Source organism: Kitasatospora mediocidica KCTC 9733, from assembly GCF_000744225.1.
Taxonomy (GTDB): domain Bacteria; phylum Actinomycetota; class Actinomycetes; order Streptomycetales; family Streptomycetaceae; genus Kitasatospora; species Kitasatospora mediocidica.
Window position 1 is genome coordinate 1,285,476 of the sequence record NZ_JQLN01000005.1, and the last position, 20,750, is coordinate 1,306,225.

The 20,750-nt window shown below is 72.8% G+C and carries 15 protein-coding genes; 2 read left to right on the plus strand and 13 right to left on the minus strand.

What is annotated here, in order from left to right; translation table 11 throughout:
* Window positions 1-6: 6 nt before the first annotated feature.
* From BS80_RS19705 to BS80_RS19745, 9 genes are all read right to left on the minus strand, one after another.
* The gene (locus tag BS80_RS19705; protein WP_083974930.1) at window positions 7-900 is read right to left on the minus strand and encodes a sortase; all 894 of its coding nucleotides are present in this window, start codon (window positions 898-900) and stop codon (window positions 7-9) included.
* Window positions 897-2,780, minus strand: a complete 1,884-nt coding sequence (locus BS80_RS19710; protein WP_083974932.1) for a substrate-binding domain-containing protein — start codon at window positions 2,778-2,780, stop codon at window positions 897-899. The genes BS80_RS19705 and BS80_RS19710 overlap by 4 nt, the downstream gene beginning before the upstream one ends.
* Before the next feature lie 35 nt (window positions 2,781-2,815).
* On the minus strand, window positions 2,816-4,006 hold the full coding sequence (gene pstA, locus BS80_RS19715) for a phosphate ABC transporter permease PstA (protein WP_083974934.1): 1,191 nt from the start codon (window positions 4,004-4,006) through the stop codon (window positions 2,816-2,818).
* 39 nt (window positions 4,007-4,045) lie between these two features.
* A complete protein-coding gene (gene pstC, locus BS80_RS19720) occupies window positions 4,046-5,047 on the minus strand; it encodes a phosphate ABC transporter permease subunit PstC (RefSeq protein ID WP_035799169.1) in 1,002 nt (333 codons plus the stop codon).
* Window positions 5,048-5,142: 95 nt separating this feature from the next.
* Window positions 5,143-7,782: a hypothetical protein gene (locus BS80_RS19725; protein ID WP_157536395.1), complete on the minus strand. Its 2,640-nt coding sequence runs from the start codon at window positions 7,780-7,782 to the stop codon at window positions 5,143-5,145.
* 258 nt (window positions 7,783-8,040) lie between these two features.
* Window positions 8,041-8,640, minus strand: a complete 600-nt coding sequence (locus tag BS80_RS19730; RefSeq protein ID WP_035799175.1) for a hypothetical protein — start codon at window positions 8,638-8,640, stop codon at window positions 8,041-8,043.
* Window positions 8,641-8,787: 147 nt separating this feature from the next.
* Window positions 8,788-9,831: a PstS family phosphate ABC transporter substrate-binding protein gene (locus BS80_RS43575; protein ID WP_035799177.1), complete on the minus strand. Its 1,044-nt coding sequence runs from the start codon at window positions 9,829-9,831 to the stop codon at window positions 8,788-8,790.
* A 307-nt stretch (window positions 9,832-10,138) separates the two neighbouring features.
* Complete coding sequence (locus tag BS80_RS19740) at window positions 10,139-10,552, minus strand: hypothetical protein (protein WP_157536397.1); 414 nt, start codon at window positions 10,550-10,552, stop codon at window positions 10,139-10,141.
* Complete coding sequence (locus tag BS80_RS19745; RefSeq protein WP_157536399.1) at window positions 10,545-10,967, minus strand: YegP family protein; 423 nt, start codon at window positions 10,965-10,967, stop codon at window positions 10,545-10,547. The genes BS80_RS19740 and BS80_RS19745 overlap by 8 nt, the downstream gene beginning before the upstream one ends.
* 313 nt (window positions 10,968-11,280) lie before the next feature.
* Here BS80_RS19745 and BS80_RS19750 point away from each other — a divergent pair, with 313 nt between their 5' ends.
* Both BS80_RS19750 and BS80_RS19755 read left to right on the plus strand, forming a co-directional pair.
* Window positions 11,281-11,697 carry a GntR family transcriptional regulator gene (locus tag BS80_RS19750; RefSeq protein WP_035799184.1) on the plus strand — a complete coding sequence of 139 codons (417 nt, stop codon included), beginning with the start codon at window positions 11,281-11,283 and terminating at the stop codon, window positions 11,695-11,697.
* Window positions 11,694-12,797, plus strand: a complete 1,104-nt coding sequence (locus BS80_RS19755) for a DUF1648 domain-containing protein (protein WP_035799187.1) — start codon at window positions 11,694-11,696, stop codon at window positions 12,795-12,797. The genes BS80_RS19750 and BS80_RS19755 overlap by 4 nt, the downstream gene beginning before the upstream one ends.
* 17 nt (window positions 12,798-12,814) lie before the next feature.
* On the opposite strand, the gene BS80_RS19760 is transcribed toward BS80_RS19755, so the two are convergent.
* From BS80_RS19760 to BS80_RS19775, 4 genes are read right to left on the minus strand one after another with little or no spacing between them, the layout of a single operon-like run.
* On the minus strand, window positions 12,815-14,611 hold the full coding sequence (locus BS80_RS19760) for a GAF domain-containing sensor histidine kinase (protein ID WP_051966810.1): 1,797 nt from the start codon (window positions 14,609-14,611) through the stop codon (window positions 12,815-12,817).
* A 9-nt stretch (window positions 14,612-14,620) separates the two neighbouring features.
* Window positions 14,621-18,145: a thiol reductant ABC exporter subunit CydD gene (gene cydD / locus BS80_RS19765; protein WP_035799188.1), complete on the minus strand. Its 3,525-nt coding sequence runs from the start codon at window positions 18,143-18,145 to the stop codon at window positions 14,621-14,623.
* Between the two features lies 1 nt (window position 18,146).
* Window positions 18,147-19,172 carry a cytochrome d ubiquinol oxidase subunit II gene (gene cydB / locus BS80_RS19770; protein ID WP_035799190.1) on the minus strand — a complete coding sequence of 342 codons (1,026 nt, stop codon included), beginning with the start codon at window positions 19,170-19,172 and terminating at the stop codon, window positions 18,147-18,149.
* A gap of 18 nt (window positions 19,173-19,190) precedes the next feature.
* Window positions 19,191-20,735, minus strand: a complete 1,545-nt coding sequence (locus BS80_RS19775) for a cytochrome ubiquinol oxidase subunit I (RefSeq protein WP_035799193.1) — start codon at window positions 20,733-20,735, stop codon at window positions 19,191-19,193.
* Window positions 20,736-20,750 lie beyond the last annotated feature (15 nt).

Consider the following 20,750-nt stretch of genomic DNA (forward strand, 5'->3'; position numbering starts at 1 on the left):
CTTCGGTCAGTAGAGGTTGGGCAGCAGGGCGGCGGCGTTCTCGTACCCGGCCCAGAGCAGCGCGACGACCACCGGGGTGAACGTCAGGTAGGCCGCCCGCCGGTGCCAGTGCCGGACCGCGAGGGTCGCCGCCAGCACCGACCCCAGCAGGGCCAGCGCCCAGAGCTGGAGCCCGGCCAGCGCGCCGCCGTCCACCGCGAGGGCGTGGTCGGCGGCGGTGATCGCCGGACGGCCGTACGGGTTCGGCTGCGGGTCGCCGTCCAGCCGGGCGCCGACCAGCACGGTGCCGGTGGGGATCCAGCCGGAGTCGCTGGTGGTCAGGACCAGCCGGGCGGGCGCCGCCGGGTCCCGCACGGGGTGGGTGCTGTCGCCGTAGGCGTTGACCGTGTAGCTGAAGCTGCCCTGGCCGGTGGTCGCGTAGATCTTGTCGCCGACCCGCAGTTCGGACAGCCGCCCGAACGGTGCACCGAAGGCGGTGCCCCGGCCGAAGAGCACCGCGGTGCCGCTCTGGCCGGGCAGCGCGGTGTCCCGGCGGTGGCCGGGGCCGCGCATCAGGTCGCGGCCGCTGGTGCCCTCGACCACCACGGCCTGGTGCAGGCCGATGGCCGGGATGTCGATCAGCGCGACGGGGGTGCCGTCGGCGGCGGCTCCGGTGGGCGCGACGGCGTTGGCCAGCTGGTAGCGGAAGGTCTTGTAGGCGGTGGACTGGAAGTGCTGCTCCTGGAAGCCGGAGAGCACCGCCAGGTAGCCGCCGAAGCCGAGCAGCAGGGCGGAGAGCAGGGTCGCGGCCCAGCCCAGCTGGAGCAGCAGCCGGCGTCGGCCGGCCGGCGCCGGGGCGTACGGCACCGCGTCGGCCAGGACGGGCAGCGCCGCGGTGCGCGGCACGAGGGTGGCCGTCATCGCGGTCCGCCCGAGACCGCGTCGCTGCGCCGACGACGGATCAGCCACCCGCCGAGGAAGGGCGGGACGGCCACCACGGCGAGGAGTTCGAGTGCGGTGAGCGAGCTGAGCACCCAGTCCTCGGGCCGTCCGCCGACGGCGACCACCGAGGCGGCGGCCAGGCTGCCCGTGCCACCGCCGGAGCCGCCCGCGGCGATCTGCTCGCCGGTCTGCGGGTCGATCACGGGAGCCCCCGAGTCGCTCGCGCCACCCGCCGCGCCGGGCGTGGCCGCGCCCGCGGTGCCCGCCGCGCCACTGCCCGCGGCGCCGGAGCCGCCCGAACTGCCACCGGTGCCAGTCCCGTTGGCGCCGCCGGTCGAACCGCCGGTCCCGGCCGCGCCGCCCGAGCCGCCGCTGCCGCTGCCGCCGCCGCCCGTCGAGCCGGATCCGCCGGACGAACCGCTGCCACTGCCGCCGCCGGTCCCCGTCCCGGTCCCGCCGGCGCTGCTGCCGGACGAGCCGGAACCCGAACTGCCGCCCGTCGGCCTGCCGTTGGTGACGGTGCAGACGATCGGGGTGCCCACCTTGTCGCAGGGGCTCGGCTGCGGCGCGGAGACCAGGATGGTCAGCTGGCCGGCCGCGTTGAAGGTCGGATTGGCGCAGTTGCTCAGTGTGTTGGGGTCCACCGTGCTGGAGTCGCCGGGGATGTGCGCGGTCTGCAGCAGCCCGCCGCGGACCAGGCCGCGCGGGATCGGCGAGTATCCGATGTCGCTGACCTCGCCCTGCCCCTGGCAGAGCACGTAGGAGAGGAACTGGCTGAGCGCGGCGCCCTTGGGGTTGTTGAAGCGCGGCGGCACCGGCAGGGTCGCGCCGGCCCTCGGCACGATGACGTAGCTGTAGCTGGAGACCGGGTAGGAGCGCGGGTCGGCGTTGGTGTAGACGCCGTCCAGGTTCTGCTGGAGGTAGTTCGGGTCGTTCGGCGAGGTGTTGTCGTCCACTCCGCGGATCTTCGCGGCGGTCAGCGCGACAGCCACGTTGGAGGCGGTCGGCAGGGTGTAGTAGCCCGCCGGGTTGAGCACCTTGACGACGGGCCAGTTCGCGGACTTGGCGAAGGCGTACTCGTCGTAGCCGATCGAGCCGAGCCCGGTCTGCGACATGACGTAGCCGGCCACGATGTCCGAGCCGTTCTGGGCCACCATCCGGCCGGAGGGCGGGAAGAACTCGGTGTAGTCGCCGCAGGTGACGCCGTTGACGCCGGTGCAGTAGGCGTCCCACTGGCTCTGGTGGGTGTGCTCCATCCAGCGGGTGAACTGCGCGGTCGCGCCGGAGCCGTCCGAGCGGATCACCGGGGTGACCGGGACGTGTGGCAGGGTGCGGCCGTAGCTGGCGGTGATCTTCGGGTCGTCCCAGTAGGTGATCTTGCCGGTGAAGATGTCCACCAGGTTGTCCGGCGACAGCCGCAGGTCGGTGACCCGCTTGCCGGCCAGGGTGAGGTTGTACATGAACGCGGTGCCGCCGGCGGTGATCGGGACGTAGGAGTAGCCGTAGACCGGGTTCTCCGCGTTGCCGCCGCCGCCGGTGTGGATGCCGGCGCCCGCGCCGGTGTCGTCCTTGGTGCGGAACGGGACGTCGGAGGCGGTGAAGTCGTCCTGTCCGGCCTCCCACTGCTGGCGGCCGGCGGCCGAGCCGTTCGGCTTGAAGTCGATCTGGATGCCCTGCGTCGTGACGTCGGTGCGCCACTGGTCGATCGCCGGGCCCGCCCAGCTGGATCCCTCGGCGTTGAGCGAGGTGGTCGCGAAGGCCGGGGTGCCCGCGCCCAGCAGGAGCGCCTGGGTGCAGAGCAGCAGGGCGAGCAGGACAGCCAGCGGTCGGGCGGGACGGTGAGCGGCTGCCCACGGCATGACGGTTCCTCCGATACGGGTGGTGGGTCGGTGGCTCATCGGGTCGCCGCCTCCCGGACGGCCGTTTCCCGGACGACCGCGTCGCGGGCGGCTGCGTCGCGGGCGATCCGGCGGCGCTGGCGGCGGCTCAGCGCGCCCGGACGGCGTCCGCCGAGCACCCGCGCGGTGACGAACAGGACCAGGACGATCGCCATCAGCACCAGCGCGGCCGCGAAGGCCCGGGAGACCATGTCGGGGTAGGGCTGCTTGACGTAGTTCCAGATGTAGAGCGGCAGGCTGACCTGGTGCCCCGAGAACGGGTTGGCGTTGACCCGGGTGGTGAAGCCCGCGGTCAGCAGCACCGGGGAGGTCTCCCCGACGCCGCGCGCCATCCCGAGCACCACCGCCGTCACCAGGCCGGGCCGGGCGGTGGGCAGCACGACGTTCCACACCGTGCGCCACTGACTGGCGCCGAGCGCGTACGAGGCCTCCCGCAGCGTCCCCGGGACCAGCCGGATCACCACCTCGGCGGCCCGGGTGACGATCGGCATCATCATCACCGTCAGCGCGAGCGAGGCCGCGAAGCCGCTGGCCTGCAGCCCGAGCGAGAGGATCACCACGCCGAGCACGAACAGGCCGGCGACGATGGACGGCAGCGCGGTCATCGCCTCCACCATGGTGCGCACCGGACGGGCCGCCCGGCCGCCGACCTCGGACATGAAGACCGCCGCCGCGATGCCCAGCGGGACCGCGAAGAGGGTCGCCAGACCCAGCTGCTCCAGCGAGCCGATCATCGCGTGCAGCACCCCGCCCGAGGTGATCGGGGAGTGCGCCGCGGTGTGGTCCATGTCCTGGGTGAGGAAGTTGCCGTGCGAGGCGGCGTGCCAGCCGCGGATCGCGATGTAGCCGATCTGCTCGGCGATGATCACCAGCAGCAGCAGCCCGGCGCTCCAGGCGACCACCGACACCAGCCGCTCGCGCACGGTCTGCGGGTCCCACTGGACGCTGCCGAGCGCGTAGCAGAACCCCAGGAAGAGCAGGTACCAGCAGAGCAGGAAGCCCTGCGCGCCGCTGAACGGCAGCAGTCGCTCGTAGAGCATCCAGTCCAGCGCCAGCGAGCCCAGCAGCGCGCCGCCCAGGGTGGACACCTCGGCGCGGGTGACGCCGCCGAGCCGCAGCCGGCGCTCGGGGGCAGCGGCGGCCGTGGCCGTGGCCGTGGCCGTGGGCAGGTCGAGGGCGGTGGTCATCCGGGGTTTCCCTGTCTGGTCGGTGGTCGTGGCCATGGCTCAGTCCGCCGTGTTCGCGCCGGAGCGGGACCGGCTGATCACCAGCCCGGCCAGCACGTTGACCAGCAGGGTCAGCGTGAAGAGCACCAGACCGGCGGCCATCAGCGCGGAGAGCGAGAGGCCGTCCGACTCGCTGAAGCGCAGCGCGATCAGCGCGGAGATCGAGTTGGCGCCGTTCTCCAGCACGTGCCCGGTGACCTTGAAGGCCGGCGAGATGACCAGCGCGACCGCGATGGTCTCCCCCATCGCCCGGCCGAAGCCGAGCATCACGGCGCCGATCATGCCGCCGCGGCCGAACGGCAGGACGACCGTGCGCACCATCCCCCAGCGGGTGCTGCCGAGCGCGTAGGCGCCCTCGCGCTCGCCCTGCGGGGCCTGCGAGAACACCTCGCGGCTGAGCGAGGTGACGATCGGGATGATCATCAGCGACACGATCACGCCGGCGATGAACGTCGACGAGGTGTAGGAGGTGCCGATGTCGCCGGTGCGCACCTTGAGGAACGGGAGGAAGCCGCCCAGGTGCAGGGCCATCCAGCGGATCACACCGACGATCCTCGGCTGCAGGAAGTAGAAGCCCCACAGGCCGTAGACGATGCTCGGGATGGCCGCCATCAGGTCGACCAGCGAGACGAGCGCGCCGCGCAGCCGGACCGGCGCGTACTCGGAGACGAAGACCGCCGCCGTGAGCGAGACCGGGACGGAGACCAGCAGCGCGATCACCGCGATCAGCAGGCCGTCCGGGAGCACCGCGGCGATCCCGAACTGATGGGTCTCGGTGCGCCAGCGCTGCTCGGTGAAGAAGGACCAGCCCGTGGCGCGCAGCGCGTCCGAGCCGCGCAGCAGCAGGAAGAGCGCGATCAGGCCCATGATCACGAAGACCGACAGGCCGGCCGCCCGGAGCAGGCCGCGGAAGATCCGGTCGCCCGGGGTGGCCGGCGCGCTGATCACGCGCGGCTCGTCCGGGCTCGGCTGGGAGTGTGGCACGAGGACGGCGGATGTCATGGTCTGTCAGCTCTCCGACTCCGACGGGACAGGGGGGCTGGGCCGGACGGGGCCCGGGTCGGGCCCCGTCCGGTTCGGTGCTCGTCAGATACGGCCTAGGGCCTGCCGCGCAGCCGTCCCAGCAGGCGGCCGCCGGCCGAGGTTCCGGCCAGGACCAGCGCGGCGGGACCGCCGAGCAGCAGGACCGCTCCGACGATCAGCACGATCGGCAGCAGCAGCCGCGCGGTCCCGGCCCGGTCGGGCGAGGGCGATCCGGCGGCGACCGCCGCCAGCGACGGCGCGGCACTGGACGCCGCCGGGGCGGGCGCACTCGCCGTGCCCGCCGGGGTCGGGGCGACAGTGGCAGTGGCGGCGGGAACGGTGGTGGTGGTGGTGTCCGGTGCGGCGACACCGGCGTCCGGAGCGGCCGCCTCGACCGGCTCGGGCACGGTCGCGACCGGCGCGGCAACCGGCGCCGCAGCGGCGGCGACGGGCGCGGCGACGGGTGTCGCCGCCGGGGTCCCGGACGGACTCGGGCCGGGCGTCGGGGTCGGGCTGGGGCTCGGCGACGCGGTGGCGGACGGGCTCGGCGACGGGGTCGGGGTCGGGGTCGGCGGCGGCTGCTGGTTGCCCGGCAGCGCGCTGTCCTGGACGGCGACGTGCGACGCGGCGCTCTGCGCCTGGGCCAGCTGCTGCTGGTTCAGGTCGGCGTAGCCGAGCGCCAGCCTGCCCGGGTCGGTCCCGTAGACCTGCCCGCCCTGCTGGGTGACCGACTGGACGAACCGCGCGATCGCGCCGGCCTTGTCGGTCGTCAGCCCGGCGGTGGGCACCATCGCGTACTGGACGGTGGTCAGCGGGTAGGCGCCCGGGTCAGCGGCGTACACCGTTCCGGCGATTCCGTAGGGCAGTTGCTGGGTCCCGGTGGTCGGGGCGACGGGCATGTCGGCCACCGCCGCCTCCATCGAGCTCAGCGTCGGTGCGACGAACGAACCCTGGGCGTTCAGCAGTTGGGCCTCGGGCAGGCTGAACGCCTTGGCCTCGCCGGTGTCCAGGACCGCGATCAGCTGTCGGGCGCCCGGCAGTTCGGCCGCGCAGGCCGGGTGGTTGCCGGTGGCGTCGGCCAGCGGGGCCTGGCAGGTCGGGGTGTTGGACAGGATGTGCCGGGCCACCTGGTCGAGGCCGCCGATCTGCGGCGTCCAGTCGTACTGCTTGGCGTTGGGCTGGCTGCCTGAGCCGGACTGGTCCTGGGCGACGAAGGAGTCGGCCGGGTAGCCGGAGAAGCCGGGGCGCAGGTAGAAGGTGTCGACGTGCATGCCGTACTGGTCGGGCAGGCCCGACAGGAAGTCGGCGGCCTGCGGGTCGGCGGCGATCCAGGTGGTCAGCTGGCGGACCATGTCGGTGGTGCCGCCCACCACGATCGGCAGGCTGGAGGGCTCGCCGGGCATGCACTTGGGCCACTGTGCGGGGGCGATCAGGCTCGGCGGGTTGAGCGCCAGGAACTCCGGGTCCTCGAAGATGCAGGCCGGGTTGCCGGCCACCGAGGCCGGGTCGAAGGCGTGGGTGGGGCTGGACGTGTAGGACTGGGTCAGCTCCTTGGCCATCAGCCGGGCGTTCAGCCGCATCTGGGTGATCTGCCGGCCGGTGGCGGGGTCGTCGACCTCGAAGGCCACCGAGATCCCGGCGTTGGCCAGCGGCGCGTAGACGTAGGGCCGCGGCGCGGTCGCCGAGGTGTCGGGCAGCGCGGTCAGCGCGACGTCGGGTCCGGACTTCTTCAGGAACGCGGCCCGCGCCTGCGGGTCACCGCCGCCGAAGGTGTACTGCAGGTTCAGCGGGTCAGCCGCCAGGCAGAGTCCCGAACGCCACTGCTGGACGGCCCGGTTGGCCATCTCCAGGCCCATCATGGTGAAGTCCGCACCGGCCTGCTTGCAGTCCGCCGCGGTCGGCGAGAAGGAGAGCGGCACGACCGTGCGGTGGGTCCAGGCGCAGGCCTCGCCGGTCTGGTTCTGGTTCACGATGTTCGGGTACGACAACACGGTGGCGTCGCTCGCCTCATTGAAGAAGCCGTCGTTGTCGTAGCTGTGGTCGTCGCAGTTCGGGGCGCCGGTGGGGTCGTTGTTGGTGAAGGCGTCCACTCCCACCGCGTCGCCGCCGTAGTTGGGCTCGACCACCAGGGAGCACGGGTGGGTGGAGTCGCAGCCGAGCGTCTGGCTCTGCGTCGCGGTCCACACCTCGATGTCGGCCTGGCCGGTGCCGTCCGGCGCGGTGACCGCGATCGCCCGGTTGGCCGGGAACTCGGGCGAGCGCCCGGCGGCCGGAGCCGCCTGCTGGAAGCCGAGGGCGGGGGTGCCGTCGTAGAGCTCGGCGCCGTAGCAGTCGGTCGGGCCGGGGTTGGCGCCGCGGCACTGGTAGACCCGCACCGCGTACAGCTTGTTGCCGTCTCCCTCGGGGACCGAGGTGACCGGCTTGCCCTGGGTGTCCACGGTGGGCGTGAAGCCCTTCCAGGTCACGTGGACGATCTGGTCGGTCAGGTTGGTGGTCGGCGTCACCGTGACCGAGCCGGCCGGCCCGTACCCACCGGTGGCCGGCAACCAGACGGCGGGGCCGGTCACCGTGACCGAGCCGGTGTCGGCGGCCGCGGTGCCACCGCCCAGCGGCAGCACGGCGATCGCGGCGACCACCGCCCAGGCCGGCACGGCGGCGAGCCAGGCTCTGGACCACCACCCCAACCCGCGCGGAAGTCGGTCACGGAGCTTCATTGAGGGTACCTCCGGCAGGGCGCGCGGCAGACGAGCGAGGGCTTCGGACGCTTCAGAACTCTGGGCCGGTGCAATGGACCGACGGCTTCCCGAGAGGTCCATCTCAGCCTGTTCACATGTCACTTGATGACAGTTCAGGTGTACGAGAGCCCAACCACAGCACCACGAAGGGGCGTTGTCGGTCGGGCCGACGAACTCAGGGCCCACGATGACGGCGTGGGCCCTGGATCGACTCGTCGCAGGAGGTGTCCGTCGGCGTCAGCCGGTGACGGTCAGCGCGAGGGTTCCGGTGTGCTGGCCGGCCGTGAAGAAGCCGGTGCCCAGCTTGGCGTCGGCGAACTGCGCGCCGGCCGGGTCGACCTGGAGGTCGTCGGACTGCAGCGTCTGGGTGGTCCCGCTCTGCGCCACCGCGGTGTTGCCCACCGGGTCCAGCAGGTTGACCGCGGCACTCGCACCCAGCGGCACACCGGTGATCGCCCAGTTGTCGGCGCTGAAGGCCAGCTGGGTGAAGATCGCGGTCTTGCCGGTCCGCACGTTCACCAGCAGCAGGCCGCCGCCGACCTGGACGTTGCCGTAGTAGCCGGTCAGGTGGATCGAGCCGGCGGTCACCGGGAAGCTCGCCGAGAGGCCGGTCGCGCTGTTGTAGGCGGAGGTCGCACTGGGCAGCGCGATCGCGAGGATGCCGGCCGCGGCGGACTGCTGCAGGAAGGTGCTGTCCTCCTGGATCGCCAGACTGCCGGTGGGCGCCGGGGCGGTGGCGGCCGAGGCGGCGCCGCTCAGGCCGGTGAACGCGACGGTGGCGGCGAGGGCAGCGGTGGCGGCGGCGGTGGCGGCGACGCGGGCACGGGTGCGGGGCATGTCGAACTCCTTGTAAGTGACGGCCGATCAGGGAGCGGCCGGCGGCCAGGGGGAGCACCCCTGGCCGCCGGGTGGTGCGGGTCGTACGGGTGGTGCGGGTCGTACGGGTGGTGCGGTTACTGCAAGTGGTGCGGGCAGTGCGGGTGATCAGATGTGGGTGGTGCTGCCGCAGGCGCCGAGGGGCAGCGGCAGGAAGCCGTAGCTCTTGATGTCGGCGGCGCCGCTCTTGCAGATCCAGCCGGTGGAGCCGAAGATCGCCTTCAGCGCGGCGGCGTGCGAGTCCGTGCCGGTCCACTCGGCGTTACGGACCACGTTGTAGACGTTGCGGCCGTAGTTGGTCGAGGTGAAGCTCGGGTTGAGCGTGTTGGTCGCGGAGATCGGGGAGATCGTGTCGACCGAGCGGATGCTCAGGCTGCCGGGGGCGTCGGTGGTGGTCGTGTGCCCGCCGTAGACCTGGCCGATGTAGTGCGCGGCCGAGTAGGGGTAGATCACGTTCGCGTCGGTGAAGACCGCGTCGGTGCCCTCGTTCTCCTCCGGGGTGTAGGCCTGCACGCAGGCACCGGGGGTGACGGTGGTGCCGCCGCCGATGGCCTTGAGGAAGAAGGCGCGGGTGCCGGAGCTGAGCTGCGGCAGGTAAGCCTTGATGGTGGCGTTCGGGCCGGTGTAGCCCGTGACGTCGGTGATCTGGTTCCAGTTGGTGATCGAGCAGGTGTAGATGCCGGCCAGGTCGGCGGTGCTCAGGTTCGCCGGGGCGTTGCCCGTGGAGTTGCCGGCCCAGGAGACGCCGTCCTTGGCGAAGGCCACGAAGATGTCGGTGCTCAGGTCACCGGTCTGCGGAGCGCGCGAGGAGCGGGCGAAGTCCACCGTGCTGCTGGTGTTGGCGTTCAGCGCGGCGACACCGGCGCTGGAGCCGTTCGGGCGGGCGATCGAGGTCGCACCGGTCTTGGTGGTGATCGGGGAGGTGCCGGTCGCGTCCCAGCTGTACAGGTGCGGCGTGGTGGACGGGATCGTGGCGTTGTAGTCGGCGGAGAACTGGTTGAACACAGCCTGCGTGGTGTCCGAACCCACGCCCACGATGTCCTGGGCGGCCGGGGTCACGGTCGGGTCGGCCGAGGCCTGGCCGGCGGCGACGGTGGCGAGAGAGGTGGCGATGGCAAGGGTTGCGAACAGCTTTGCGGCGGTGTGACGCATGGTGCTTTTCCTCCGGTGGGAGAGAGGCATGCATGGCGTGTCCGGGTCCGGGGTCGAACCCGGTGACCGGAGGCCGCAGTTCCGACGGCCCGTCCGGCGGGACCGATCCTGGCCGGGCCCGGACGGGGCCGGAAGGTCCGTCCACGGGGTCTCGCGGCGAGGTGAATTCCGGTGTTAGGTCAGCCCGTTGGTTTAACCACTGGTCCGGTCCGGTACTTCGTGGCCCGACCGGTGCGGCGGGCGCCGAGGCTGCTCCCGGACGTTCTTCTCGCGGTGGCCATTGAGGGCGCGTTCGGATGCCTCGACTTCACCAGGGCCACCGGCCGGGGACGCCGGCCGACCTCAACTCCCGTTCCAATGCCTGGAGTCCGCTACGAAAGCTCTCCAGTCCCTGGCGGCACTGGTCGCGTCGGAGATAGCCGCGGGCACTGCGGGCCACCGGCTCCTCCGCACCGGGGCCCGGCCGGGTGCTGCGCGGCGGCAGGAAGGCGGACCAGCGCCAGGACCGGGTCTGGTCCTGCGTCAGGGCGTACCGCAGGGCCGCCCGTTCGATCAGCAACTCCCTTAGCGCAGAGGACAGTTCACTCTCCCCACGATACATCCGGGCGGACACCGCCAGCTGCCGGCCGTTTCCGGCCGCGAGCGCCCAGCCGACCCGGCGGTCGGCCCCCTGGACGGCGAGCAGCCGGGGGCCGCGCTGCACCGGACGGGGGTCAGGCATCGTCGGAGGGTCTCAGTCCGCCGACGGCCGGGTCGGACCCCACCGGCTGCTCCTCGCCGCGGCGTTCCAGCAGGGCGACGAAGCGACGGAAGGCGTTCTGGCAGGTCGCATACCGCTCGTAGGCACGGCTGGAGCGGGCCTCGGGCAGCCCGCGCGGGCCGGGGACCACCCAGATCCAGCCGATGCCCTCCCGCACGTGGGTGATCCGCGCGGTCAGCTCCGGCGCGCCGGAGCGTAAGGCGTCGAAGACCAGCCCGGCCTCGGCCGCGGACTCGTAGACGGCCGGGGAGACCGCGACGATCCGCCCGTTCGGCGCCTTGAGCTGCCACTGATAGCGCCCGTTGGCCGCCCGCTCGGTCTGGAACCCGCCACGGACACCCCCGGCCCTCGCTCCGCTCCCACCGCTCCGGCTCACCGCCACCCCTGTCCGGTTCCACGCCCACGCCGCGGGACGGCGTGACCCATGGGTGTTGCGTAGAGATCCTGTGCTCGGCCCCCGACCTGGGCAACCGTATGTGTGCGGAACTGAGCACAGATAGGGGAGATGCCCGTTCATGGGTTCTATTGGTCCGGATGTTCTCCCTCGTTAATCTTGCGCGGCACGGCAACTTTGGCCCCTCGAACGGGTGTTGTCGGCGTGGCGGCCCGCGCCCACCGGCCGATTGCACTTGTCTCCCACTACTCTTTGTTCTATAAGTAATAGAGCAGCACAACCGACGGGAGCCGGCGTGATCCTGACCATCGACCTGAGCAGCCAGATCCCGATCTACCAGCAGATCCGGGACCGGGTCGTGGAGGCGGTCGCCACCGGCGAGCTGGCACAGGGCAGCCCCCTGCCCTCCACCCGCCAGCTGGCCGCCGACCTCGGGATCAACTTCCACACCGTCAACAAGGCCTACGACCTGCTGCGGCAGGAGGGCCTGCTGGTCCTCAACCGCAAGACCGGTGCCGTCGTCCAGCGCGACGCCCGCACCGGCCCACCACCGGCCGGCTTCACCGAGGAGTGGTCCGCCCGGCTGCGGACCCTGCTCGCGGAGGCCGTCGCCCAGGGCCTGGACGGCCCCGGCGTGCTGGCGGCGTGCAGGACGGCCCTGACCACGTTCGCGGGGGACGTGGACGCAACAGAGCAAGGAGAACCGGCATGACGAGCGGAGCGTTCTGGACGGATGCGGCGGTCCCGCTGCTGATCCTGCTGACCGCGTGGCTGACCCCCTCGCTCAGCGGCCCCACACTGCCCTTCGGCGTCCGCGTGCCGCCCGCCCACGCCGACGACCCGGTGATCGTCCGACAGCGCGGCTCCTACCGCCTGCTGCTGGGCACCGCCGGGAGCGCGCTGGTCCTGCTGGGCCTCGCACTGGCCGCCCTGGCTCCCGACTCCCCCGCCGGCGCGCTGCCCACCCTCGTCGCCGTGGCCGGCAGCGCGGCGGCCTATCTGCGCGCCCGCAGGGCGATCCGGGCGGTCAAGCAGCGCGAGGACTGGTACCGCGGACTGCGCCAGAGCGTGACCGCCGACACCGCGCTGCGCACCAGCCCCGAGCCGTTCCCCTGGCTGTGGAGCCTGCCGGCGCTGCTCGTCCTCGCCGCCACCGCGGCGATCGGCGTCGTCCGCTACCCGTCGATGCCGCAGCGGCTGCCCAGCCACTTCAACGGCTCCGGCGCGGTGGACCACTTCGTGGCCAAGTCGGTCGGCACGGCGTTCGTGCCGGTCTTCGTCCAGGCCGGCTCGACCCTCGTGATCACCCTGGTGGCGTGGTTGGCGTTCCGCTCCCGGGCCGACCTCGACCCGTCCCGGCCGGCCGCCAGTGCGTACCGGCACCGCCGCTTCATCGTCCGGATGACCGTCTCGGTGTTGCTGCTGGGCACCTGCGCCAACCTGACCATGCTGCTCGGGGCCTGGGGAATCTGGCACGACGACCGCGCGATGGGCGTGCTGCCCCTGCTGCTGCCGATCCTGGCCGGCACCGTGCTGGTGGTGCTGGTCGCCGTCCGCACCGGCCAGAACGGCAGCCGGGTGCCGCTGCCCGCCGCCCTCGCGGCGGCCGAGCCGCCGACCGCCTCGGTCCACCGGGACGACGACCGGCACTGGCGCGGCGGCCTGGTCTACGTCAACCGGCAGGACCCGGCGCTCTTCGTCCCCAAGCGGTTCGGCGTCGGATGGACCGTCAACTTCGGCAATCCGAAGGCCGTCCTCCTGATGGCCGCCGTCCTCGTGCTGAGCCTGGCGGTCGGCATCCTCAGCTCCTGAGCACCCGTGCCGCCGGATCAGAACCGGGCCGACCAGCGCACCCGGGTGCCGCGACGGTCCGGCCCGGGCTCGTGCCAGGCGTCGCCGCCGAGGTTCTCGGCCCGGCGGCGCAGGTTCGCCAGGCCGCTGCGCCGGCCGCCCTCGGGGATCCCCACGCCGTCGTCCGTGACGGTGAGCAGCACGCCGGGCCGGCCGGCCCGCTCGCGCCGGTCCGGATCGCCGGGGACGGGGTGCCCGCGCTCGTCCAGATGGACGGTGGCGTCCACCTCCACGCCGACCCGTGAGGCCCGCGCGTGACGGGCCGTGTTGGAGAGCATCTCCCGCACAGCAGCCAGTAGTTGGCGTGCGGTCAGCTCGCTGATCAGACTCTCCACCGGCCCGGTGAAGGTCACCGAGGGCTTGAAGCCGAGCGCGGCCGCGGCCTGGCTGCCCTCGCGCAGGATGCGGGTCCGCACGGTGTCCGGCTCGTCGCCGTGGTCGTCGTGCTGCAGGGCGTAGATGGTGGTGCGGACCTCCTGGATGGTGGCGTCCAGCTCGTCCACCGCCGTGGCGAGGCGCTCCTTGACCTCCGGCACCACCGCCCGGCGGGCCGCGCTCTCCAGCATCATCCCGGTGGCGAAGAGCCGCTGGATCACCAGGTCGTGCAGGTCCCGGGCGATCCGGTCGCGGTCCTGGAAGACCGCCAGCCGCTGCTGGTCGCGTTGGCCCTCCGCCAGCCGCAGGGCCAACGCGGCCTGCGAGGCGAAGGTCTGCGCGAGCTGCTTCTCGGCCTCGCTGAACGGCCGCGCACCCCGCCGTCGCCAGACGCCGAGGCCGCCGAGCACCCGCCCGGCCGCCACCATCGGCAGCGCCATCGCCGGGCCGAAGTCACGGGCGATCGGCAGGCCGACCCGCGGCTCGGCGGACATGTCCTCGATGAAGATGCTCTCGCCCGCCAACAGGCGCCCGCTGTACTCCGTGCTGGGGACGAGCTCGCCGACGACGAGCTCGGCGACCTCGCCGGAGGCGTGCGATACCCGCAGCCCACCGTCGGCGGTGGGCAGCACGATGATCCCGAGCGCGGCGTCCGCCAGCTCCCTGACCTGGGCGGCGGCGACCGCGAGCGCGGCGTGCGCCTCCTCGGTGGAGAGCAGCGCGGTGGTGACGGCGGCGGCCCCGGCGATCCAGCGCTCGCGGCGCAGACCGGCCTCGTAGAGGCGGGAGTTCTCGATGGCCACGCCGGCCGCGGCCGCCAGGGCGTGCACCACCATGGCGTCCTCGGGGGTGAAGCCACCGCCGCCCTGCTTCTCGGTCAGGTAGAGGTTGCCGAAGACCTCGTCGCGGACCCGGATCGGCTCGCCCAGGAAGGAGCTCATCGCCGGGTGGTGCGGCGGGAAGCCGGTCGAGCGCGGGTCGCTGGCGAGGTCGTCCAGGTGCAGCGGCTCGGGACGGTCGATCAGCGCGCCCAGGATGCCGCGGCCGGAGGGCAGCGCGCCGATCGCCCCGGCGGTCTGCGCGTCGATGCCGACGTGGATGAAGTCGGAGAGCCCGGCGCCGTCCGCGGAGATCACCCCGAGCGCGGCGTAGCGGGCGTCCACCAGCTCGGCGGCGCCGGAGGCGATCCGCTCCAGGGTGGCGTGCAGGTCCAGGCCGGCACCGACCGAGACCACCGCCTCCAGCAACCGCTGCATCCGGTCGGTGACCGCGGCGGCGGACTGCAGCCGCTCCGCGACCTCGGTGACCAGGGTGTCCAGGCCGAGCGAGGAGATCTCGGGGACGCGGTGCGGGGCGGGCTCCGGGCTCTCCTCGGGGGGATCCGGTGGGGTGGTGACCATGGAACGAGACTAGTTCGCCCCGATTTGTGCGGGCTCGCGACAGGCCGCCGCCAGCCGGTCGGCCCGGCGCTCGCGCTCCCACAGCTCGCGCAGCCGGCCGCCGTCCCGGGCCGCCAGCTCGTCCCAGCCGCCGCGCTCGACGACCCGGCCGTGGTCCAGCACCACGATCTCGTCCACCCCGGCGGCGGCCAGACCGGCCAGCCGATGGGTGATCAGCAGGGTGGTGCGGCCCTCGGTGGCGGCCAGCAGGTCGGCGGTGAGCGCGTCGGCGGTGCGCAGGTCCAGGTGCTCGGCCGGCTCGTCCAGGACCAGCACCGGGAAGTCGGCGAGGAGCGCGCGGGCCAGCGCCAGGCGCTGGCGCTGGCCGCCGGAGAGCCGGTCGCCGTGCTCGCCGACCATGGTGTCCAGGCCCTCGGGCAGGCTGTCGACCCACTCCAGCAGCCGGGCCGCGGCCAGCGCGCCGCGCAGCTCGTCGTCGTCACAGCCGGGACTGGCCAGCCGCAGGTTCTCGCGCAGCGAGCTGTCGAAGACGTGTGCGTCCTGGGCGCAGAGGCCGACCACCCGCCGGACGTCGTCGCCGTCCAGCGCACGGGTGTCCACAGGCTGTGGACGACCGAGGGTGACCGAACCGCTCTGCTGGTCCAACAGCCGCAGCAGGACGTGCGCGAGCGTGGTCTTGCCCGAGCCCGACGGGCCGACCACCGCGACCCGGCGGCCCGGCGCGAGGTCGAGGTCGACGCCGTCCAGCGCGTACTCCTCGCGGCCGGGCCAGCGGGCCCGCAGGCCGCGCACCGCGAGCGGGAAGGGATCGTCCGGCAGCGCGGCCGGGGCGGCGGGCTCGGTCACCGGGTCCGGCGTCTCCAGCACCTCGGCGAGCCGCGCCGACGCGGCCCGGCTGCGCTCGCGGAACTGCACCGCCACCGGCATCCCGGCCACCGCCTCGAAGGCGGCCAGCGGGGTGAGGACCACCACCGCCAGGCAGAGGCCGGAGAGCGAACCGGTGCTGACGCCCCGCACGCCGACGGCGGCGCAGGCCGCCACGGTGAGGCCGGTGAGCAGCGCGGTCAGTCCGGCGCCGACGGCGGCGGTGGCCGCCGAGCGGGAGGCGAGCGCCGTCAGCCGCGCGTCGGCGGCCCGGACGGCGCCGAGCCGCGCGGGCAGCGCGCCGGCCACGGTCAGCTCGGCGGTGCCGGTGAAGGTGTCGACCACAGCCGAGGCCAACTCCCCTCGGGCCGGGGCCTGTTGCCGCTCACTGCGGCCGGCCAGCAGGGTGGAGAGCGCCGGGACGGCGGCACCCGCGAGCAGGAGGCCGAGACCGAGCAGCAGACCGGCGGCGGGCAGGAAGAGTGCGAGCGCGGCGGCGGAGGCCAGCGAGACGGTCAGCGCGACGGCCGCCGGCAGCCGCCAGCGCAGGTAGTGGTCCTGCACGGCGTCCACGTCGGCGACCAGCCGGGAGAGCAGGTCACCGCGGCGGAAGGCCGGCAGCCCGCTCGGGGCCAGCCGCTCCAGCCGGCGGTAGACCGAGGTGCGCAGGCCGCCCAGGGTGCGCAGCACCGCGTCGTGCGAGACCAGGCGCTCGGTATAGCGGAAGACGCTGCGGCCGACGCCGAGGGCGCGGACCGAGGTGACGGCCATCATCAGGTAGAGCACCGGCGGCTGCTGCGAGGCACGCGAGATCAGCCAGCCGGAGAGCGCGAGGAGCGCGACGGCGCAGCCCAGCGCCAGGCTGCCCAGCAGGACGGCCGGCGTCAGGCGGGGAGTGGGCGCGGCAGCCGGGGGGCTCTCGGGCGGCAGCACTGCGTCCGCCACCCGCTCCCGCCGCGCGACCCGCACACCGGGAGCGGGAGCGGGAGCGGGGGAGGCCGCAGGAAGCGGGAGGTCGAGCGAGACGAACCGGTCCGCCACCCCGAGCAGCGCCGGACGGTGGGCCACCAGCAGCACCGTGCGATTCGGGTCGGCCGCCAGAGTGCGGACGGCCTCCACGACGGCGGCCTCGCTCTCGCCGTCCAGGTTGGCGGTCGGCTCGTCGAGCAGGACCAGCGGGCGGTCGGTGGCGAGCAGGGCGCGGGCCAGCGCCAGGCGCTGGCGCTGGCCCGCCGAGAGCCCGGCGCCGGACTCGCCGAGCGGGGTGTCCTGGCCCTGCGGGAGGCGGTCGACGAAGTCCAGGGCGTGCGCGGCGGCGAGGGCCGTACGCAGGTCGGCGTCGCAGGCGTCGGGCCGGCCGAGCCGGACGTTGTCCGCGACGGTCCCGGCGAAGAGGTGCGGGCGCTGCGGGACCCAGGCGATCTGCGCGCGCCAGGAGGCCGGGTCGAGGTCGTCCAGGCGGTACGACGACCCGTCGGCGGCCGTGACGCGCACGGCGCCCTCGTCCGGGCGGGCGAAGCCGAGCAGGACGGCGAGCAGGGTGCTCTTGCCCGCGCCGCTGGGGCCGGTGAGAGCGAGGGTCTCGCCGGGGGAGAGGGTCAGCGTGAGGTCGCTCAGCGCGGGCACGGCGCGGCCCGGGTGGCGGAGCGTCAGCGCGTCGACGGTCAGCGTGGCACCGGCCAGGTCCGGGGCGGGGGTGCTGCCGACGGGCGGCAGCGGGGTCTCCAGGACCGTGAAGATCTCGTCCGCCGCGGCCAGGCCCTCGACGCTGGAGTGGTAGAGCGCACCGACCTGGCGCAGCGGGAAGTACACCTCGGGGGCGAGGATCAGCACCAGCAGCCCGGTCTCCAGGCCGAGCGTGCCGTCCACCAGGCGGAACCCGATCGAGACCGCGACCAGGGCGACCGAGATGGTGGAGAGCAGTTCCAGCGCGAAGGAGGAGACGAAGGCGATCCGCAGGGTGCGCAGGGTGGCCCGGCGGTACTCGTCGGTGATCCGGGCGATGGTCGCCGCCTGCGCCTTGGCGCGGTTGAAGACCTTGAGCGTGGGCAGTCCGGCGACCACGTCCAGGAAGTGGTGCGAGAGCCGGGCCAGGCTCTGCCACTGGCTGTCCATCCGGGACCGGGTGGCCAGGCCGATGAGGATCATGAAGCCCGGGATGAGCGGTAGCGTCCCGGCGATGATCGCCGCCGAGATCCAGTCCGCGCCGAGGATCCGGGCCAGCAGCACCACCGGCACGACCACCGCGAGCGCGAGCTGTGGCAGGTAGCGGGCGAAGTAGTCGTCCAACGCGTCGACGCCGCGGGTGGCCAGCGTGGTGAGCTCGCCGGTGCGGCGGCCGGAGAGGTAGCCCGGGCCGAGCGCGGTGGCGTGGTCGAGCAGGCGGCGGCGCAGCGTCGACTTGACCCGGGCCACCGAGCGGTGGGCCGTCAGCTCGGTCAGCCAGGCCACCAGGGCCCGGCCGGCCGCGGTGGCGGCGAGCAGCAGCAGCGGCGTGCCGAGCCGGTCCAGCCCCTGGCCGCGCTGGAAGCAGCGGACCACGATCTCGGCTATCAGCGTCGCCTGGCAGAGCACCAGCACCGCGCCGATGCCGCCGAGCAGCACGGTACCGGCCAGGAAGGCCCGGGTGGTGCGGGCGTAGCTCAGCAGGCGCGGGTCGACGGGCTTCATCTCAGACCTCGGGTGCGGGCGCGACGTGGTCGGCGGAGGGGATGTGCTGGACCCCGATCCGCTTGCGGAACACCCAGTACGTCCAGCCCTGGTAGAGCAGGACCAGCGGGGTGAAGACCGCCGCGACGATCGTCATCAGCTTCAGCGTGTACGGCGAGGAGGAGGCGTTGGTGACGGTCAGGCTGTACGCCGGGTCCAACGTGGAGGGCATCACGTCCGGGAAGAGCGCGAGGAAGAGCATCGCTACGGCCGCCACGATGGTCAGCCCGGAGAAGACGAACGCCCATCCCTCGCGGGCCAGTTGGTTGGCCGCCAGGGCCGCGACGAGGGCCAGCACGGCGATCACCAGGGCGGCCAGGCTCCAGCCGGTGCCCGAGTGGGCCTGGGTCCAGCCGAGGAAGACCAGCGCGAGCACCGCCGTCAGCAGGCCGAGCAGGCGGGCCGCCGCCCGGGCCCGGGTGCGGATGTCGCCGACCGTCTTGAGCGCCGCGAAGACCGCGCCGTGGAAGGTGAAGAGGGTCAGCGTGACCAGGCCGCCGAGCAGCGCGTACGGGTTGAGCAGGTCCCAGAAGCTGCCGACGTAGTTCTTCTGCCGGTCGATGTCGACGCCGTGCACGATGTTGGCGAAGGCCACGCCCCAGAGGAAAGCGGGGATCAGGGAGGTCCAGAAGATGGCGTGTTCCCAGCCGCGCTGCCAGCGCTCCTCGGTGCGCTTGTGCCGGTACTCGAAGGCGACCCCGCGCACGATCAGGCAGACCAGGATCATCAGCAGCGGCAGGTAGAAGCCGCTGAAGAGGGTGGCGTACCAGTCGGGGAAGGCGGCGAAGGTGGCACCGCCGGCGGTCAGCAGCCAGACCTCGTTGCCGTCCCAGACCGGGCCGATCGTGTTGATCAGCACCCGGCGCTCGGCCCGGTCCCGGGCCAGCAGCTTGGTGAGCACGCCGATGCCGAAGTCGAAGCCCTCCAGGAAGAAGTAGCCGATCCACAGAACGGCGATGAGTACGAACCAGACGTCGTGGAGTTGCATGGCGCAGGGTCCCCCGGCTCAGTAGGCGAAAGCGAGCGGCTTGTCGGCGTCCTCGTCCGAGGACGGGCCGCGCAGGGTCGGGTCCTTGGCCGGCGGCCGGTCGGTGAGGTCGACGCCCGCCTTCGCGTACTTCGCGAGCAGCTTCACCTCGATCACGGCGAGGATCGCGTAGAGCGCGGTGAAGGTGGAGAAGGCGATCACCTGGGTGGTCACGCTGACGTTCGGCGAGACGGCGTCGGCCGTCTTCATCAGGCCGAAGACAGCCCAGGGCTGACGGCCCATCTCGGTGAAGATCCAGCCGAAGCTGTTGGCGATCAGCGGGAAGCCCATGGTGAGGATGCCGATCCGCCAGCTCCACCTGGTCAGGAAGGGGCCCATCTCGCGGCTGGGGGTGAGCATCAGCCGGGGCACCTCGTCCTCGGCGGTGCGGAACTCCGGGGCGAGGAACCTCTTCTTGCGGGTGGTCCACAGGCCGATCAGGGCGGCCACGAAGGAGGTCATCCCGAAGCCGATCATGAGGCGGAAGCCCCAGTACGTGACGAAGATGTTGGGGATGTAGTCGGCGGGCCGGCCGCCGTACTTGGCGGCCTCGGCGGCGGCCGTGTCGTTGATGCCGGGGACGGACGAGCTGAAGTTGCTCTTGGCGAGGAAGGAGAGTATCCCCGGGATCTCCAGCTCGACCGAGTTGTGGCCCTGGTTGACGTTGCCGACCGCGAAGATCGAGAACGGCGCGGGCGCCTGGGTCTCCCAGAGCGCCTCGGCGGAGGCCATCTTCATCGGCTGCTGCTCGAACATCACCTTGGCCAGCGTGTCACCGCTGATCGCGGTGCCCAGGCCCGCGACCACCGCGAGCACCAGGCCGAACCGCAGCGAGGTGCGCATCGCGGCGACCTTGCGGCCGTCCGCCGTCTCGGGCCGCCGCTTGGCCTTCCACAGGTGGTAGGAGGCGATGCCGACCATGAAGGCGGCACCGGTCAGGAAGGCCGCGGTGAGCGTGTGGAAGACCACGACCACGGTGGTGTCCTGGAAGAGCACCCGCATGATGTCGGTCAGCTGGGCCTTCTTGGTGACCGGGTCGACGGTGTAGCCGGACGGGTGCTGCATCCAGGAGTTGGCGGCCAGGATGAAGTACGCGGAGAGCACCGTGCCGAGCGCCACCATCCAGATGCAGGCGCAGTGGATCTTCTTCGGCAGCTTGTCCCAGCCGAAGATCCACAGGCCGATGAAGGTGGACTCGAAGAAGAAGGCGATCAGCGCCTCCATCGCCAGCGGCGCACCGAAGACGTCGCCGACGAAACGCGAGTAGTCCGACCAGTTCATCCCGAACTGGAACTCCTGCACGATCCCGGTCACCACGCCCATGGCGATGTTGATCAGGAAGAGCTTGCCCCAGAACTTGGTGGCGTGGAAGTACTTCTCCTTGCCCGTCCGCACCCAGGCCGTCTCCAGCCCGGCCACCATCGCCGCCAGGCTGATGGTGAGCGGCACGAAGAGGAAGTGGTAGACGGTGGTGACCCCGAACTGCCATCGCGCGATGGTCTCGTGAGCGACTGCTAGCTCCACTTCGGCCTCTTCCCT

What these genes read in the sequence shown, in the direction of transcription:
- BS80_RS43575 (WP_035799177.1), bottom strand. Translation starts at nt 9,831, where the DNA reads ATGCGTCACACCGCCGCAAAGCTGTTCGCAACCCTTGCCATCGCCACC.
- pstC (WP_035799169.1), bottom strand. Translation starts at nt 5,047, where the DNA reads ATGACATCCGCCGTCCTCGTGCCACACTCCCAGCCGAGCCCGGACGAG.
- BS80_RS19725 (WP_157536395.1), bottom strand. Translation starts at nt 7,782, where the DNA reads ATGAAGCTCCGTGACCGACTTCCGCGCGGGTTGGGGTGGTGGTCCAGA.
- BS80_RS19755 (WP_035799187.1), top strand. Translation starts at nt 11,694, where the DNA reads ATGACGAGCGGAGCGTTCTGGACGGATGCGGCGGTCCCGCTGCTGATC.
- BS80_RS19760 (WP_051966810.1), bottom strand. Translation starts at nt 14,611, where the DNA reads ATGGTCACCACCCCACCGGATCCCCCCGAGGAGAGCCCGGAGCCCGCC.
- BS80_RS19710 (WP_083974932.1), bottom strand. Translation starts at nt 2,780, where the DNA reads ATGCCGTGGGCAGCCGCTCACCGTCCCGCCCGACCGCTGGCTGTCCTG.
- BS80_RS19730 (WP_035799175.1), bottom strand. Translation starts at nt 8,640, where the DNA reads ATGCCCCGCACCCGTGCCCGCGTCGCCGCCACCGCCGCCGCCACCGCT.
- pstA (WP_083974934.1), bottom strand. Translation starts at nt 4,006, where the DNA reads ATGACCACCGCCCTCGACCTGCCCACGGCCACGGCCACGGCCACGGCC.
- cydD (WP_035799188.1), bottom strand. Translation starts at nt 18,145, where the DNA reads ATGAAGCCCGTCGACCCGCGCCTGCTGAGCTACGCCCGCACCACCCGG.
- BS80_RS19705 (WP_083974930.1), bottom strand. Translation starts at nt 900, where the DNA reads ATGACGGCCACCCTCGTGCCGCGCACCGCGGCGCTGCCCGTCCTGGCC.
- cydB (WP_035799190.1), bottom strand. Translation starts at nt 19,172, where the DNA reads ATGCAACTCCACGACGTCTGGTTCGTACTCATCGCCGTTCTGTGGATC.
- BS80_RS19740 (WP_157536397.1), bottom strand. Translation starts at nt 10,552, where the DNA reads ATGCCTGACCCCCGTCCGGTGCAGCGCGGCCCCCGGCTGCTCGCCGTC.